The organism is Massilia sp. TWP1-3-3 (assembly GCF_049897805.1).
Classification (GTDB): Bacteria; Pseudomonadota; Gammaproteobacteria; order Burkholderiales; family Burkholderiaceae_D; genus Telluria_A.
Genome location: NZ_JAFCWX010000022.1, coordinates 1 through 17511 on the forward strand (window position 1 = coordinate 1; position 17511 = coordinate 17511).

General features: G+C 62.9%; 13 protein-coding genes. 9 read left to right on the top strand and 4 right to left on the bottom strand.

Annotation, left to right across the window (positions count from 1 at the left end; translation table 11 throughout):
- Positions 1-177 precede the first annotated feature (177 nt).
- The 3 genes from ACP7D4_RS19340 to prpR all read right to left on the bottom strand — a co-directional run bounded on the left by ACP7D4_RS19340 (position 178) and on the right by prpR (position 4490).
- The gene (locus ACP7D4_RS19340; protein WP_426100768.1) at positions 178-1356 is read right to left on the bottom strand and encodes a trans-sulfuration enzyme family protein; all 1179 of its coding nucleotides are present in this window, start codon (positions 1354-1356) and stop codon (positions 178-180) included.
- The gene (locus ACP7D4_RS19345) at positions 1353-2729 is read right to left on the bottom strand and encodes a pyridoxal-phosphate dependent enzyme (RefSeq protein ID WP_426210796.1); all 1377 of its coding nucleotides are present in this window, start codon (positions 2727-2729) and stop codon (positions 1353-1355) included. Before ACP7D4_RS19345 ends, ACP7D4_RS19340 begins: the two co-directional genes overlap by 4 nt.
- Positions 2730-2885: 156 nt before the next feature.
- Positions 2886-4490, bottom strand: coding sequence for a propionate catabolism operon regulatory protein PrpR (gene prpR / locus ACP7D4_RS19350; protein ID WP_426210865.1), 1605 nt, complete (start codon positions 4488-4490; stop codon positions 2886-2888).
- A gap of 217 nt (positions 4491-4707) precedes the next feature.
- Here prpR and prpB point away from each other — a divergent pair, with 217 nt between their 5' ends.
- From prpB to ACP7D4_RS19375, 5 genes are all read left to right on the top strand, one after another.
- Positions 4708-5595 carry a methylisocitrate lyase gene (prpB, locus tag ACP7D4_RS19355; protein WP_426210798.1) on the top strand — a complete coding sequence of 296 codons (888 nt, stop codon included), beginning with the start codon at positions 4708-4710 and terminating at the stop codon, positions 5593-5595.
- Positions 5596-5620: 25 nt separating this feature from the next.
- Complete coding sequence (gene prpC / locus ACP7D4_RS19360) at positions 5621-6775, top strand: bifunctional 2-methylcitrate synthase/citrate synthase (protein ID WP_426100774.1); 1155 nt, start codon at positions 5621-5623, stop codon at positions 6773-6775.
- Between the two features lie 16 nt (positions 6776-6791).
- A complete protein-coding gene (acnD, locus tag ACP7D4_RS19365) occupies positions 6792-9386 on the top strand; it encodes a Fe/S-dependent 2-methylisocitrate dehydratase AcnD (RefSeq protein WP_426210800.1) in 2595 nt (864 codons plus the stop codon).
- Positions 9387-10577 (top strand): 2-methylaconitate cis-trans isomerase PrpF, encoded by a 1191-nt coding sequence (gene prpF, locus ACP7D4_RS19370; protein ID WP_426210802.1) that lies wholly within the window; start codon positions 9387-9389, stop codon positions 10575-10577.
- Between the two features lie 307 nt (positions 10578-10884).
- Positions 10885-14508, top strand: coding sequence for an EAL domain-containing protein (locus ACP7D4_RS19375; RefSeq protein ID WP_426100780.1), 3624 nt, complete (start codon positions 10885-10887; stop codon positions 14506-14508).
- 88 nt (positions 14509-14596) lie between these two features.
- Here the strand turns inward: ACP7D4_RS19375 and xth are convergent, their stop codons facing one another.
- Positions 14597-15367, bottom strand: a complete 771-nt coding sequence (gene xth / locus ACP7D4_RS19380; protein ID WP_426210804.1) for an exodeoxyribonuclease III — start codon at positions 15365-15367, stop codon at positions 14597-14599.
- A gap of 475 nt (positions 15368-15842) precedes the next feature.
- On the opposite strand from xth, the gene ACP7D4_RS19385 reads away from it, so the two are divergent.
- The 4 genes from ACP7D4_RS19385 to ACP7D4_RS19400 are packed head-to-tail and all read left to right on the top strand — an operon-like array spanning position 15843 to position 17414.
- On the top strand, positions 15843-16226 hold the full coding sequence (locus tag ACP7D4_RS19385; protein ID WP_426100784.1) for a hypothetical protein: 384 nt from the start codon (positions 15843-15845) through the stop codon (positions 16224-16226).
- Positions 16226-16414, top strand: a complete 189-nt coding sequence (locus ACP7D4_RS19390) for a DUF1653 domain-containing protein (RefSeq protein WP_426100786.1) — start codon at positions 16226-16228, stop codon at positions 16412-16414. The genes ACP7D4_RS19385 and ACP7D4_RS19390 overlap by 1 nt, the downstream gene beginning before the upstream one ends.
- 40 nt (positions 16415-16454) lie before the next feature.
- On the top strand, positions 16455-16928 hold the full coding sequence (locus tag ACP7D4_RS19395; RefSeq protein ID WP_426210805.1) for a CreA family protein: 474 nt from the start codon (positions 16455-16457) through the stop codon (positions 16926-16928).
- Positions 16929-16961: 33 nt separating this feature from the next.
- Positions 16962-17414, top strand: coding sequence for a hypothetical protein (locus ACP7D4_RS19400; RefSeq protein WP_426100790.1), 453 nt, complete (start codon positions 16962-16964; stop codon positions 17412-17414).
- The last annotated feature ends 97 nt before the right edge of the window (positions 17415-17511 follow it).

A 17511-nucleotide genomic window follows, 5' to 3' on the forward strand; every position in this document is an offset into this window, starting at 1 on the left:
GGAGTAGAATTCATATCGGGCAAGGTGTGTTCGTGCTGATGGCTTAGGTTTCTAGATAACTCCCATTCTATCAATCACTTACGGCATTCTTGCCCTTTTTTATGCAAAATTCAGGCTAGGTAGGGTATGGTGAAAAAGCGCAACGCGTGCCTTCCACTATAAGCGGCCCTGGAAGCGTCAAATGGCCGCCAGCGCAGCGCGCAAATCATCGCGCAAATCCTCGACATGCTCGACGCCCACCGACAGCCGGATCAAGCCGTCGCTGATCCCGAGCAGCGCGCGCTGGGCCTGCGGAATCGTCGCATGCGTCATCAAGGCGGGATGCTCGATCAAACTCTCCACGCCGCCCAGACTTTCGGCCAGCGTGAACACGTCGCAGCGCTCGAGAAAACGGCGCGCGCCCGCCAGGTCGGTATTTAACTGGATCGAAATGATCCCGCCAAAGCCATTCATCTGACGCCTGGCCAGCGCATGCTGCGGGTGCGACGCTAGCCCGGGATAGAACACCTTGCCCACCTTGGGTTCGCTTTCCAGCCATTGCGCCAGGTCCAGCGCACTGGCGCAATGGCGCTCCAGGCGCAAGGCCAGCGTCTTGATCCCGCGCAGTACCAAGAAGCTGTCGAACGGCCCCTGGATCGCGCCCACCGAATTTTGCAAAAATCCCAGCTGTTCGCGCCAAGCCCCCTGGTGCGGCTCGCCGCCCACCACGGCAATGCCGCCGATGATGTCGGAGTGCCCGTTCATGTACTTGGTTGTCGAGTGCACCACGATGTCGATGCCAAACTCCAGCGGCCGCTGCACGATCGGGCTGGCAAAGGTGTTGTCGCACACGGTGATGACGCCGCGCGCGCGGCAGATGGTGGCGATCGCTGCCAGGTCGGCCAGCTTGAGCATCGGGTTGGTCGGCGTTTCGATCCATACCATGCGCGTCTCTGGCCTCAATGCCGCCAGCAGCGCTTGCGGATCGGTCAAATCAACGTAGGTGAATTCATGCCCCGCGCTGCGCTTGCGTATGCGCTCGAACAGCCGGTACGTCCCGCCATACATGTCGTCGCCGGCGATGATGTGCGAGCCGCTGTCGGCCAGTTCCAGCACGGTCGCTATCGCCGCCAGGCCCGACGCAAACGCGAATGCTTGCGCGCCGCTTTCCAGGTCCGCCACGCAGCGCTCCAGCGCCCAGCGCGTGGGGTTATGCGAGCGCCCGTAGTCGAGCCCCTTGTGCACGCCCGGGCTTTCCTGGACAAACGTGGACGTCGCATAAATGGGCGGCATCACCGCGCCCGTTGTCGGGTCGGGAAACTGGCCGCCGTGGATCACGCGCGTGGAAAGGTGCTTCTTGATGGTGGAGTCGGTCACGATAAAGTCCTGCGCAAATGGTTGAGAAGGTCAAAACGCGTAATCAGGCCATAAAAGCGCGCCTCGTCGCAAATGACTGCCGTCAGGCCGCGCTCGAGGATGGTGCGCAGGTCCTGCACGCTGGCCGACGGGCGCAGCGTTTGCAGCTGCGCCGTCATGGTGCTGCTGACTGGGCTTCGGAACCCGGCCGGCTCGCTCGTTACATGCAGCAGCAGGTCCGATTCGTCGATGATGCCGGCCAGGCGCCCCTGGTCCATGACCGGCAGTTGTGCCAGGTCGCTGCTGCGCATGCGGTTAAAGGCGGTGAGCAGGGTGTCGCCCGGCCCCACGGTGACGATGTCGCCGTCGTCATGGCGGCGCCCGATCAGGTCGCGCAAGTCGCCCAGTTGTTCACGCAAAAGCAGCCCCTGGTCGGCCATCCAGCCATCGCTGTAGACCTTGGTGAGGTAGCGTGTGCCGGTGTCGCACACGAACGTGACGACGCGTTTTGGCGTGCTCTGCGCGCGGCAGTAGCGCAGCGCGGCGGCCAGCAAAGTGCCGCTCGACGACCCGCCCAATATGCCTTCCTGGCGCAGCAGCAGGCGCGCCGTGTGAAAGCTTTCCTCGTCGCTGATGGTGTAGGCGCTGGTCACGCGCGACAGGTCGGCGATGGCGGGAATGAAGTCCTCGCCGATGCCTTCCACCGCCCACGAACCGGCGTCGGTGCGCAGCACGCCCGTGTTGATGTAGTCGGCCAGGATCGAGCCCTTGGGATCGGCCAGCACGAATTGCAGCGCCGGCTGCACGCGCTCGAAAAAGCGTGACAGCCCCGTCAGCGTGCCGGACGAACCCACGCCGACGACAATGGCGTCGAGCTGCTGGCCCGTTTGCGACCACAGCTCCGGGCCGGTGCCGGTTTCATGCGCGCGCGGATTGGCAGGATTGTTGAACTGGTCGGCAAACCAGGCGCCGGGAATCTCGCGGGCCAGGCGCGCCGCATAGTCCTGGTAATACTCGGGATGGCCCTTGCCGACGTCGGAGCGGGTCAGGTGGATCTCGGCGCCCAGCGCTTTCAGGTGCAGGATTTTTTCGACCGCCATTTTGTCGGGCACGACCAGCACCACGCGGTAGCCCTTGAGGCGCGCCACCAGCGCCAGTCCCAGGCCCGTATTGCCGGCCGTCGCCTCGACCACCACGCCGCCCGGTCGTAGGCTGCCGTCCGCTTCGGCCGCTTCGATCATGGCGCGCCCGATGCGGTCCTTGATGGAGCCGCCGGGATTTTGGCTTTCAAGCTTGAGGAACAATTGGCAGGGGCCGGTATCGATGCGGGTCACTTCGACCAGCGGCGTATTGCCAATCAGGGAAAACAGGGCAGGTGCGGTTGCGGGCGACATGGGACCTCCAGGTAGCTGGCGCGCGCGCTTGCGAATTTTTCGGCGAGCTTTGCGGCCAGCGGTAAAAGGGCGATCATACGGTTGCGCTGCGGGAGAGGGAACGAATAATTCTAGACTTCGTTAGTCACTTTTTGTGTCGACTTGCTCAAGAATGTATCACTTTTTCAGCTTGCGCCACAGCGTTGTGCGGCTGATGCCCAGGTAGGCCGCCGCCTCGTCGCGCCGCCCGCCAAAACGCGCCAGCACTTGCTCCACCGTTTCGCTCTCGATCTTTGGCGCGGCAAGCAATTGCGCATCAGGCGCGCCGCGCCCAAGCTCCGGCGCCACGCCGAGCACGAACGCGGGCGTGAGTGCCTGTAGCGGCTCGGCCGCCAGGTAGAGCGCCAGGCGCTCGGCCATGTTGCGCAGTTCGCGCACATTGCCCGGCCAGTTGTAGCGCTCCAGCAGCGGGGCGCAGGCTGTGATTTCGGCATGCAGGTTGGGGTGCGGTCGCGCGCCGAGCGCCGCCAGCGCAGTCTTGAGCGACCATTCGGCCAGCACGACAATGTCATCGGCGCGCTCGCGCAGCGGCGGCAGCGCCAGTCGCAGCACCGCCAGCCGGTAAAACAGGTCGGCCCGAAAGCGTCCTTCGCGCACCCGCGCCTCCAGGTCGCAGTGGGTGGCGCTGATCACCCGCACGTTGACAGCAATCGGCCGCGTGCCGCCCACGCGCACCACCTCGCGCTCTTCGAGCACGCGCAGCAGGCGCGTTTGCAGCGCCAGCGGCATTTCGCCGATTTCGTCGAGGAACAGCGTGCCGTGGTTGGCCGCTTCAAACAGGCCCGCGTGGCCGCCCCGGCGCGCGCCGGTAAAGGCGCCTTCTTCGTGGCCGAACAGTTCGGACTCCAGCAGCGACTCGGCGATCGCTCCGCAGTTGACGGCCACAAAAGGCCGGTTGGGGCCCAGGCTGCGCGGGCTTTCGCGGTGGATGGCTTGCGCCACCATTTCCTTGCCGGTGCCGGTCTCGCCGGCAATCAAGACCGTCGCTGGCGAGCGCGCGTACAGCACCACGGCCTGGCGCAGCGTCTCCATCGCGCCGGACACGCCGCGCAGGTCGTTCAGGCCGTGCTTGGCGCGCAGCGTGTCGGCCACCACCGAGCGGCGCCCGCGAATCGATTCCAGGTGCGTCAGGCGCGCCAGTTCCAGCGCATCGTCAAAGGCCTGGCGGATCGACGCGGCCGAGTAGACGAAAACGCCGGTCAGTCCCGCTTCTTCGGCCAAATCGGTGATCAGGCCCGCGCCCACGACGGCCTGGATGCCGGCAGCTTTCAGTTCATTGATCTGGGCGCGCGCGTCTTCCTCGGTCACGTAGGTGCGCTGGGCGATGGCCACGCCAAAGGTCGCGGCGAACTCCGCCAGTTCGGGCAGTTGCTGCTGGTAAGTGACGACGCCGATGCGGTCCGACACGCGCCGCGCGCGCGCCAGCGCCTGCATGAAATCAAAGCCGCTGGCCTTGGCGATCACCAGCGGCACCGAGACGCGGCCCTTGAGATAGGCCGCGTTTGAACCTGCCGCGATCACCACGTCGCAGCGTTCGGTGGCGACCCGTTCGCGGATCGCGCGCGCCGCCTCGTCAAAGCCCAGGTTCACCGGCTCGATGGTCGCCAGGTGGTCGTATTCAAGCGTGATGTCGCGAAACAGATCGGCCAGACGGGACACCGATACCGTCCAGATGACGGGTTTGTCGGGCGAATCGGGGGCAGGGCGGTTCTGGTAGCTCATATCCTTATTGTAGTCCATGTTTCAAATGGTGTTTCATTTGTGTTTCAATGTTCCACTGGCAATGCAATATTTTGTTTCATTTGTTTGCTTGTGGAGAAACGCAAGCTACCCAAGTGCTTGATTCACAAGGACTCACCCCGTTCTCGTACCTGTGGCACGCCTTTTGCGGTGTAGGTGCTATCTCGTTCAATCGACCACGCAACACTAAAGGACAATCATGGCCCAAGTTTCCGCAGGCGCGGCATTTCGCAAAGCTGTTCAAGAAGAGTCGCCCTTACAAGTGGTCGGCGCCATCAACGCCAACCACGCCTTGCTGGCCAAGCGCGCCGGTTTTCGGGCCATTTACCTGTCCGGCGGCGGCGTGGCGGCCGGCTCGCTCGGCCTGCCGGACCTGGGCATCTCCAACCTGGACGACGTGCTGACCGACGTGCGCCGCATTACCGACGTGTGCGACCTGCCGCTGCTGGTGGACGTCGACACCGGCTTCGGCTCGTCCGCCTTCAACGTGGCGCGCACGGTGCGCTCGATGATCAAGGCAGGCGCCGGCGCCATCCACATCGAAGACCAGGTCGGCGCCAAGCGCTGCGGCCACCGTCCGGGCAAGGAAATCGTCAGCAAGCAGGAGATGGTCGACCGCATCAAGGCGGCAGTGGATGCGCGCACCGACGACAGTTTCGTCATCATGGCGCGCACCGATGCGCTGGCCGTCGAAGGCCTGGAGTCGGCCATGGAGCGCGCCATCGCCTGCGTGGAAGCGGGCGCCGACATGATCTTCCCGGAAGCGATCACCGACCTGGCCATGTACGCCACGTTTGCGAAAGCGGTCAAGGTGCCGGTGCTGGCCAACATCACCGAGTTCGGCGCGACCCCGCTGTTTACGGTGGACGAACTCAAAGGCGCCGACGTCGGCCTGGTGCTGTACCCGCTGTCGGCCTTTCGCGCCATGAACAAGGCGGCCGAAAACGTCTACGGCGCGATTCGCCGCGACGGCACGCAAAAGAACGTGGTCGACACCATGCAGACCCGCATGGAACTGTACGAGCGCATCAACTATCACGATTTCGAGCAAAAGCTCGACGCGCTGTTCGCAGCCCAGAAAAAATAAACCAACTATTCCAGGAGACTCCAGCATGAGCGATGTACAAGCAACCCCCTTCAAGCCAAAAAAATCGGTCGCCCTTTCCGGCGTCACCGCGGGCAACACCGCGCTGTGCTCGGTCGGTAAAACCGGCAACGATCTGCACTACCGCGGCTACGACATTCTCGACGTCGCCACCAACAGCGAGTTCGAAGAAATCGCCTACCTGCTGGTGCACGGCAAACTGCCGACCAAGGCTGAACTGAAGGGCTACAAGGCGCACCTGAAGTCGATGCGCGGCCTGCCGCAGGCGGTCAAGTCGGCGCTCGAGGCGCTGCCGGCGTCGGCCCACCCGATGGATGTGATGCGCACCGGCGTATCGGTGCTGGGCTGCGTGCTGCCTGAAAAAGATGACCACAACGTGCCCGGCGCCCGCATGATCGCCGACCGCCTGATGGCGTCGTTCGGCTCCATGCTGCTGTACTGGTACCACTTCAGCCATAACGGCAAGCGGATCGAGACCGAGACGGACGACGAGTCGATCGGCGCGCACTTTCTGCATCTGCTGCACGGCAAAAAACCATCCAAGGAATGGGAGCAGGCGATGCACACCTCGCTGATCCTGTACGCGGAACACGAATTTAACGCCTCCACCTTCACCGCGCGCGTGGTCGCCGGCACCGGTTCCGACATCCACTCGGCCATCACCGGCGCCATCGGTGCGCTGCGCGGTCCAAAGCACGGCGGCGCCAACGAAGTCGCGCTTGAAATCCAGGAACGCTACGAAAACCCGGACGAAGCCGAAGCGGACATCCGCAGCCGCGTGGCCAACAAGGAAGTCGTGATCGGCTTCGGCCATCCGGTCTACACCGTGTCGGACCCGCGCAACGTGGTCATCAAGGAAGTGGCGCGGTCATTGTCCACGCAGGCGGGCTCGATGAAAATGTTCGACATCGCCGAGCGCCTCGAAACGGTCATGTGGGACGTTAAAAAGATGTTCCCGAACCTGGACTGGTTCTCGGCCGTGTCGTACCACATGATGGGTGTGCCGACTGCCATGTTCACGCCCTTGTTCGTGATCTCGCGCACCTCCGGCTGGGCCGCGCACGTGATCGAGCAGCGCATCGACAACAAGATCATTCGCCCGAGCGCCAACTATGTCGGCCCTGAAGACCTCACCTTCGTGCCGATTTCGGACCGCAAGTAGACCACTGGGAATCATCATGAATACGCAATTTCGCAAGTCCCTGCCGGGCACCAAGCTCGATTATTTCGACACCCGCGCCGCAGTCGACGCGATCGAGCCGGGCGCCTACGACAAGCTGCCCTACACCTCGCGCGTGCTGGCCGAAAACCTGGTGCGCCGGTGCGAACCGGCCAGCCTGAATGCATCGCTGTCCCAGTTCATTGAACGCAGGCGCGACCTGGACTTTCCATGGTTCCCTGCGCGCGTGGTGTGCCACGACATTTTGGGCCAGACCGCCCTGGTCGACCTGGCCGGCCTGCGCGACGCCATCGCCCTGCAAGGCGGCGACCCGGCGCTGGTCAACCCGGTGGTGCCGACCCAACTGGTGGTGGACCATTCGCTGGCGGTGGAGTGCGGCGGTTTCGACCCTGACGCTTTTGAAAAAAACCGCGCCATTGAAGACCGCCGCAACGAAGATCGCTTCGACTTCATCAACTGGACCAAGAAGGCGTTCAAGAACGTCGACGTGATCCCGCCCGGTAACGGCATCCTGCACCAGATTAACCTTGAGCGCATGTCGCCCGTGATCCAGGTGCTCGACGGCGTGGCCTTTCCCGATACGCTGGTCGGCACCGACTCGCACACCCCCATGGTGGACGCGCTCGGCGTGATCGCCATCGGCGTGGGCGGCCTGGAAGCGGAAAGCGTGATGCTGGGCCGCGCGTCGTGGATGCGCCTGCCCGACATCATCGGCGTGGAACTGACCGGCAAACCGCAGCCTGGCATTACCGCCACCGACACCGTGCTGGCGCTGACCGAATTTTTGCGCAAGGCGAAGGTGGTCTCGTCGTACCTGGAGTTTTATGGCGAAGGCGCGTCGCACCTGACGCTGGGCGACCGCGCAACGATCTCGAACATGGCGCCCGAATATGGTTCGACCGCAGCCATGTTCTACATCGACGAACAGACCATCAAGTACCTCAAGCTGACCGGACGCGACGACGAGCAGGTCTTGCTGGTGGAACTGTATGCGCGCCATACCGGCCTGTGGGCCGACAGCCTGAAAACGGCGCAATACGAGCGCGTGCTGACGTTCGACCTGTCGTCGGTGGTGCGCAATATCGCCGGCCCGTCCAACCCGCACAACCGCGTGCCGACCTCCGAACTGGCAGCGCGCGGCATTAGCGGCGTGGTCGAGAACGAACCTGGGCTGATGCCCGACGGCGCCGTGATCATCGCCGCCATCACCAGCTGCACCAACACCAACAACCCGCGCAACATGATCGCCGCTGGCCTGATCGCGCGCAACGCCAACCGCCTTGGCTTGACGCGCAAACCGTGGGTCAAGACCTCGCTCGCGCCAGGCTCCAAGACCGTCACGCTGTACCTGGAAGAAGCAGGCTTGATGCCGGAACTCGAGCAGCTCGGCTTTGGCGTGGTGGCGTATGCCTGCACTTCGTGCAACGGCATGTCCGGCGCGCTTGACCCGGTGATCCAGCAAGAGATCATTGATCGCAAACTGTATGCGACCGCGGTCCTGTCGGGCAACCGCAATTTTGACGGGCGCATCCACCCGTATGCGAACCAGGCCTTCCTGGCGTCGCCGCCGCTCGTGGTCGCCTATGCGATTGCCGGCACCATCCGCTTCGACATCGAAAAAGATATCCTCGGTCTGGACGCCCAGGGCAAGCCCGTCACGCTCAAAGACATCTGGCCGCTGGACGAAGAGATCGACGCCATCGTCGCTTCGAGCGTCAAGCCGGAGCAGTTCCGCAAGGTCTACATCCCGATGTTCGCCAAACAGGCCGACGATGGCCTGAAGGTCAGCCCCCTGTACGAGTGGCGCGCGCAGACCACCTACATCCGCCGTCCGCCTTACTGGGAAGGCGCGCTGGCCGGCGAGCGTGCACTGAAGGGCATGCGTCCGCTCGCAGTTTTGGGCGACAACATCACCACCGACCACCTGTCGCCATCGAACGCGATTATGCTTGACAGCGCAGCGGGCGAATACCTGGCCAAAATGGGACTGCCGGAAGAAGACTTCAATTCCTACGCCACCCACCGGGGCGACCATTTGACGGCGCAGCGCGCAACCTTTGCCAATCCCACGCTCAAGAACGAAATGGTGCAGGTCGACGGCAAGGTCAAGGCCGGCTCGCTGGCCCGCATCGAGCCCGAAGGCACGGTCACGCGCATGTGGGAAGCGATTGAAACCTACATGGAGCGCAAGCAGCCCCTGATCATCATCGCCGGGGCCGACTATGGCCAGGGTTCCTCGCGCGACTGGGCCGCCAAGGGCGTGCGCCTGGCCGGCGTGGAAGCGATCGTCGCCGAAGGCTTCGAGCGCATCCACCGCACCAACCTGGTGGGCATGGGCGTGCTGCCGCTGGAATTCAAACCCGGCGTGGACCGCAATACGCTGGCGATCGACGGCAGCGAGACGTATGACGTGATCGGCGAGCGCACCCCGCGTTCGACGCTCACGCTGGTGATCAAGCGCAAAGGCGGCGAGCAGCTCATGGTACCGGTCATCTGCCGGCTCGACACGGCCGAAGAAGTGGCGATCTACGAAGCGGGCGGTGTGCTGCAGCGCTTTGCCCAGGATTTCCTCGAATCGACCAAGGCGGCCTAGATGTCCAGCGTACCCCAGACCAAAATCGCCGCCACCTATATGCGTGGCGGCACCAGCAAGGGCGTGTTCTTTCGCCTGCAGGACCTGCCGCAAACGTGCCAGTATCCGGGCCCTGCGCGCGACGCGCTGCTGCTGCGCGTGATCGGCAGCCCCGACCCGTACGGCAAGCAGATCGACGGCATGGGCGGCGCCACCTCGTCCACCAGCAAGGCCGTGATTGTCTCGCCCAGCAGCCGCGAAGGGCATGACGTCGATTATCTGTTCGGCCAGGTCGCCATCGACAAGGCGTTTGTCGACTGGAGCGGCAACTGCGGCAACCTGTCGGCGGCGGTGGGATCGTTCGCCATCAGTGCCGGCATGCTCGATTCGGCGCGGGTGCCCGCAGACGGCGTGTGCACGGTGCGCGTCTGGCAGGCCAACATCGGCAAGACCATCATCGCGCACGTGCCGGTCAGCGGCGGCGCGGTGCAGGAAACGGGCGACTTTGCGCTTGACGGCGTGACGTTCGCGGCGGCCGAAGTGCAGCTCGAGTTCCTTGATCCGGCCGCCGACGAAGAGGGCGCGGGCGGCTCGATGTTCCCGACCGGGCATCTGGTCGACGATCTGGAAGTGCCGGGCGTGGGAACTTTCAAGGCGACTATGATCAATGCCGGCATCCCGACCATTTTTCTCAATGCGAAAGAGATCGGGTACAGCGGCACCGAGCTGCAGGAAGCGATCAACGGCGACGCCGCGGCGCTTGCGCGTTTCGAAACCATCCGCGCGCATGGCGCGGTGCGCATGGGCCTCATCAAGCACATTGCCGAAGCGTCCAGGTTCCAGCACACGCCGAAGGTGGCGTTCGTGTCGGGGCCGAGCGACTATGTCTCGTCTAGCGGCAAGCAGATCGCGGCCGGGGACATCGACCTGCAGGTGCGCGCCCTGTCGATGGGCAAGCTGCATCACGCGATGATGGGCACGGCCGCGGTGGCGATCGGCACGGCGGTGGCCATTCCCGGCACGCTGGTCAATCTCGCCGCTGGTGGCCTTGCGCGCACGGCGGTGCGCTTTGGCCACCCGTCCGGCACGCTGCGCGTGGGCGCCGAAGCGCACCTGGTCGACGGCGAGTGGAAGGTCAAGAAAGCGATCATGAGCCGCAGCGCGCGCGTGCTGATGGAAGGCTGGGTACGCGTGCCGGGCGACGCGTTTTAATTCACGCTGAAGGGTGGGGAAGGATGCCTTCCTCGCTTGCCTTGCCGTCCTCTCGTGGTAGAAGGCAGCGTGCATTGGCTTTTCCACTGTGCCCGGACGGGCCGGTAGTTGTCTTTTCGCCAGCACATTTTGCTAATGCTTCTCCAATTGTCTCCAATTCCCACGCGCCCCGTGTGGTAAGAATGCCCGGAAGCACTCTCCCAGAGCGCTCCGGGCGCTTGTTTTTCGGCCAGTTTTGTAACTTGGGTGCAATTGTGGTTTATGATCACAGCTCCCTTGGCTCCCGCTCATCAGGCGGTTTTCCTGCATGGACCGCGCACTTACCAACCACGATTTCATCGTCGACGCATTACAGCTGATCGCGTCTCCCGCATGCGCCTGCGACGCTGCGGGCACCGTGTTTGCGTCCAATGCCGAACTACGCGACCTGCTTGGCGCGGCGGTAGATGGTGTTCGCCTGGTCGACCTGTTCGCCGCAGGCGCGCTTGCGGAGGGCGCCGCGCACGCGCACAGCGCCCAGACCAGCGCCTGTCGTTGGCAAAGCGCGCTGCGTGCAAACGGCGCCGAAGTGGCAGTGCAGATCACGGCCAAGCCGCTGGCAAACGGCCAAGGCGCCACCTTTGTCTTTACCGATATCCGCCGTTTTGAAGGTGACGCTGCCGAACTGCGCACCACACTGCTCGAACAGAAAGCGCTCTTCGAAAATGCGGCCGTGGGCATCCTCCTCAGTAAAAGACGGACCATCGAGGAATGCAACATCCGCGCCGCGGAAATGTTGGGCTATGCCGAGCACGAACTGATTGGCATGAGCAGCGTGTGCATCTTCCCTTCGGTGCAATGCTACGAAGAGATGGGCGTCGAGGCCGGCCCCGCGCTTTCGTCGGGCGCCGCCTTTACGCGTGAAATGGAATTGCGGCGCAAGGATGGCCGCTTGCTGTGGTGCCGTATTTACGGGCGCGCCGTCGACCCGCACAATAGCGCGCACGGAACGATCTGGATCGTCGAGGATATCGACGAGCCGCACCATAATGAGGACAAGCTGCGCCGCGCGCTGCTCGAGATGCAGGCCATCATGGACAACGCGCCGTTAGCGATTGCCTTCCAGCGCGATGGCACCATCCTGCGCTACAACAGCCAGTTCGCCCAATTCTTTGGCTTTGCGGGCGACGACGGGGTAGGACGCACTGCGAGCGAATTGTATGCGTGCGCGCAGAGCTACGACGCGATGCTGGAAGACGCCGGTCCACTGCTGCGCTCCGGCCGCCCGTACCAGGCCGACGGCTTGATGCGGCGCCAGGACGGCCTCACTTTCTGGGCCCATGCCTACGTCTACGTCATCAATGCCGGGCGCGAGCGCCAGGACACGATCTGGATCCTGGACGACCGCAGCGCGCAAAAGGCGGCCGAGGAAGCAACCAAGAAAATCCTGCTCGAACAAAAGGCGATTCTCGACAATGCGTCGGTCGGCATCCTGTTCAGCAGGGGCGGCGTGATGTTGTCGTGTAACCCGCGCTTTGCCGAGATGTTCGGCTCCACCATCGACCAGATGACCGGGCGCCGCGCGCTCGAGGTGTTCCCGTCCGAAGAGCTGTACCAGCAGTTCGGGCGCGACGCCGGACCCTTGCTGGGCAACGGCTTGCCGTTCGAGAAAGCGGAGTACCAGTTCAGGAAAAAGAACGGCGAATTGTTCTGGTGCCGGGTGCGCGCCAAGGCGGTCGACACCGACCGCAGCGAAGAGGGTACGATCTGGATTCTGGAAGACGTCACCGAAGCGCGCCAGACGCTCATCGAGGTGCAGGCCCTGATGACGAATGCGTCAATGAGCATCCTGTACACCAAGAACCGCGTGATCAAGCGCTACAACCGCGGCTTTGCCGAGATGTTCGGCTACCATGATGACGAAGGCCTCGGCCTGCCGGGCCGCGCGCTCTATCCCAGCGACGACGTCTATGCTGCCGTTGGCGCTGAAGCGGGGCCGCTGCTGTCGGTCGCCAAGCCGTTCCAGACCGACGTCTGGATGGCCCGCAAGGATGGTTCGGTGATGTGGTGCCAGCTGATCGGCTATGTGGTGAACCCGGAAGACCCGAGCCAGGGCACGATCTGGATCATCGAAGACCGCACCGACGCCAAGCGCGCCGAGGAGTCGCTGCGCAACGCGCTGCTGGAAAACCAGGCCATCCTCGACAGCGCGGTGCTCGGCATCGCCGTGGTGGAACACGGTTTTAATCTGCGCTGCAACGCCAAGATGGAAGAATTGTTTGGCTACTCGACGGGCGAAATCAATGGCCTGTCGGTGCAGTCGCTGTATCCCGACAAGACCAGCTGGGAGCAGGCGCGCCTTGAGACGGCGCGCGACTTTCGGGCCGGGCGCGTGAGCATGTCCGAGTTCCAGCTGGTGCGCAAGGACGGCACCTTGTTCTGGGCGCGCCTGTCGGGCCGTCCGTTCGAACTGGAACGTGTTACCGGCCGCTCGGTGTGGCTGGTCGATGATGTGACGGCGCGCCGCGAGGCGGCCGAAGCGATCCGGCGCGCGCGCGACGAACTCGAAGTGCGGGTGCTTGAGCGCACCGCCGAGCTGGCCGGCGCCAACGCGCTGCTGCAGGCCGAGATCGTCGAGCGGCGCCAGGCCGAGGCGCGCGTGCACCACATGGCTTACCACGACAGCCTGACCGGCCTGCCCAACCGCGCGCTGCTGTCGGACCGGCTCGACCGCGCCATGCTGGCCGTGCAGCGCTCCGAGCGCAAGCTGGCCGTCATGTTCATCGATCTCGACCGTTTTAAAACCATCAATGATTCCCTCGGCCACCTGACCGGCGACTACCTGCTCAAGGAAGTGGCCAGCCGCCTGTGCCGCGCCGTGCGCGCCAGCGACACTGTGGCGCGTCTGGGCGGGGACGAATTCGTGGTGCTGGTGCCGGGCATCCGCGAGCCGGAAGAATGCAGCCACGTGGCCGAAAAGATCATTGAAGCGCTGGCTTTGCCGTTCCCGTTCGAAGGACGCATGCTGCACATTACGCCGTCGATCGGCATCAGCATGTATCCGGACGACGGCGCCGACGTCGAAACGCTAATGCGCCACGCCGACGCGGCCATGTACCACGCCAAGGCGAACGGGCGCAACAACTACCAATTCTTCATGCAGCGCATGAACCAGGCCGCAGCCCAGCATTTTGAACTTGAGAGCAGCCTGCGCGGCGCCATGGCCAAGGACGAGTTCGAACTGTTTTACCAGCCGATCATCGACACCGCCACGCGCCGCCTGCACGCGATGGAAGTGCTGCTGCGCTGGCGCCGGCCGCACGATGGCTTGATTTTGCCGGACCACTTCATCCCGATCATCGAAGAGAACGGCCTGATCGTGCCGATCGGCGAATGGGTGATGCGCAGCGCCTGCGCCCAAAGCATGGCCTGGCAGCGCCAGGGACTCAAACCGGTACCGCTGACGGTGAATCTGTCGCCGCGCCAGTTCATGCACCGCGGGCTGATCGAGTCGATCCAGTGCGTGCTCGACGAAACCGGGATCGATCCGGCGCTGCTCGAATTCGAGATTACCGAAACGGCGCTGATGCAGCACGGCGAACAGACGCTCGAAATTCTCGGGCAGATCAACGACATGGGAATCCGCCTGTCGATCGACGATTTCGGCACCGGTTATTCGAGCCTGGCCTACCTGAAGCGCTTCCCGGTCAAGAAGATCAAGATCGACCGCGCCTTTATCAAGGACCTCGAACAAAGCACCGAGGACCGCGCCATTGTGGCGGCCATCATGGCGCTGTCGAACAGCCTGCAGCTGTCGGTCGTGGCCGAGGGCGTGGAGACCGAAGCGCAGTACGCGCTGCTGCAGCAGAACGGCTGCCAGTACGCGCAGGGCTACCTGTTTGCGCAGCCGCTGGAGGCGCGCGAGGCCGCCGAGGTTCTGAAGAACACGTAGGGCGCAAAAACGCGCAGCGTGCATTGCGCCAGGCGCCGCCGACGGCTTACGGTAGCGCGCGCATTTGCTGTTTCGCCCGGCACAAGGGCTACGCCAGCGTGGCAATCACCGGCGCATGATCCGACGGCTGCTCCCACTTGCGCGGCGCGCGGTCAATTGCGCAGGCCACGCAACGCTCGGCAAGCACCGCCGACAGCAGGATATGGTCAATCCGCAGCCCCTTGTTCTTCTGGTAACCCAGCATCCGGTAATCCCACCAGCTGAACGACTTGTCCTGCTGCTGGAACATGCGAAACGCATCGGTCAAACCCAGGTCGGTCAGCGCAGTCAAGGCGGCGCGCTCCTTGTCCGAACACAGCACCTGTCCGGCCCACGCCGCCGGGTCATGCACGTCCTGGTCCGCCGGGGCGATGTTGTAGTCCCCCAAAATGGCTAGGCCAGCGCCCGCGTGCGCTGCCATCTCGTCGGCCAGCCAGTCGCGCAGCGCGGCAAGCCATGCCAGCTTGTAGCCGTATTTGTCGGAGTCGACCGACTGCCCGTTGGGCACGTAAGCGCAAATGAAACGGCTGCCCGCTATCGTGGCGGCAAGGATGCGCTGCTGCGCGTCCGGATAGCGGGGATTGTTCTTGACCACGTCGCTGATCGGATGCTTCGACAGGATCGCTACCCCGTTATACGTTTTCTGGCCGCTGAACGCGACCTGGTAACCGGCTTCATTAATTTGTGCGATGGGGAACTTATCGTCTGTTAATTTTGTCTCTTGTAAGCAGAGCACGTCGACCGGGTTTTCAGCTAGCCACGTGAGCAAGTGCGGCAGGCGGACTTTCAGGGAGTTGACGTTCCAGGTAGCGATTTTCATGTTGTAGTGTTGTATAAATGTTGCAGGTACGCGCAGTATCAACCCAGCCGCAATTTCGTACAAGATCGCGCGACCACCGAATTTATTCTGTTTTATAATGATCCAAGGCAACTTGTGCTAATGTCGAAGTAAGATTCTTGGCAAGTTATGCTATGTTAATTTCACGACACTATTGCTTTTTTCTGCAGAACAGCCTATAAGTGTTGCAAAGTGTAACAACAGTAATACTTTACGCGGGTTTCGTACTATTGTTACTCGACGGGAATTAAAAATTGCATTCTTATAACGGAGAGCGTAATATAAGTTTTGGCGGTAAGCTTGTGCACCGACCGCGCTTGAATGTTTTCCGTAGAATCAGGCACTACTAGTCCTGAAAAGCTGTGCTTCCAAGGCAGCCAGACAGGTGGTTCTAATTCGAAACTACGTGTTTCAATTAGTGATAAAAATGCGAACACAGCATTTGTAAAGGATCGAAATGCGCAATGCATTTGAAGCATGGGCCCAGCGTGATGGTCACATCGTACGCCGCCGCGAAGACAAACCCGAGGAATACCTCGTATTCGAGACGCAGCGCCGCTGGGTAATCTGGCAGGCAGCGTTAGCGCATGGCAAAACTGCCGCAGCGACGACGAAGTATGCAGCGCCCAAGCTTGCCGCGAAAGAGGTCAGCCCAGAGAGCGTGCGCGCCGCCGCGCCCGCCACGTCCGACGAGAGCGCCGTGCGTAACCGCGTGCTCAACGAAGTGCTCGACGCTTTCAGCGACCTGGACGACACCGCCGGTATTGAAGGCGTGCTCAAGGTGATCCAGGGCCTGAAGAAAAAGCAGAAGGCCATGGCCGAAGACAAGTCCGAAAGCTGATGCAGTTTCGGCACTACAAGGGTGGCCTGTACCAGCTGGTATGCGTGGCCACGCTTGAATCGGACCTGTCCGAAATGATTGTCTACACGGCTCCCGACGGGTCCTTCTGGACCCGGCCGCGAGACGTGTTTTTCCAGCTGGTGGAAGTCGACGGCACGCTCGTGCAGCGCTTCACGCCGGTACCGTAATGCCAGGCCCATGATGCGGCCGCAACCTCCAGGATTTTTTATGCGCATAAGCCATGTGGCCATCGGCGTCGTCTTGTCTGCCGCCTTCCAGTTTGCCAATGCCGAGACCATCGGTTCGGTCGACACCGTGTTCAAGCTGATCGGGCCCGATCACAAGATCGTGGTCGAAGTGTTTGACGACCCCAAGGTGGGCGGCGTGAGCTGCTACCTGTCGCGCGCCAAGACCGGCGGCATCAAGGGCGCCATCGGCCTGGCCGAAGACAAGTCCGATTCGTCCGTCGCCTGCCGCCAGGTGGGCGCGCTCAGTTTCAACGGCAAGGTCGCGCGCACCGAAGAAGTGTTCAGCGAGCGCGCGTCGATTTTTTTCAAGCACACGCGCGTCGTGCGCATGGTGGACCCGAAGCGCAATACGCTGGTCTACCTGGTTTACTCCGACAAGCTGATCGAGGGCAGCCCGAAAAACAGCGTGACGGCCGTGCCGGTACCCGCGAACCAGCCAATTCCGCTACAGTAGGCGCTGCAGCACTCAACGCTAAAGGAGGATGGCATGGCATTCACAAGACACTGGGGCGCGCTGGCGCTGGCCGCTGCGCTGGCGGGCTGCGCGACGATCAGCGAGTCGCCCATGCAGCGGCTTGAAATTCATACCATCTTCGACAACCGTGAAATCACGGGCGTGGGCTGCGTGATCACCAATGACGCGGGGCGCTGGTTCGTCACGGCGCCCGGTCGCGTATCGGTCAGGCGCAGCGCGGGCAATCTGTTCGTGGACTGTCGCAGGGGTACCGAGAGCGTGGGGCAGGAGCGCTTTGCGTCAAGGCCCAATGCGAGCGCCATGATCGGCAATGTGGCAACGGCCGGCCTGGGGTATCTGCTCGATAAAAAAACCGGAGCGGGGTTTGATTACCCCGAGACGCTCACGGTGCTGATGAAGGCGAGCAGGCCGGCGGCAGCGGCCCCCGGGACGCAGCAGGGCAATCCGGGTAACCCTGTGTATTGAGAGCGTCGGAAAGTACGCCTGTTGCCATATCGTCCTCGCGAAGGCGGCACTGCATGGCTTTGGCCGTTCGTCCTTCGGGATCAAGCGGTAGGTCGGA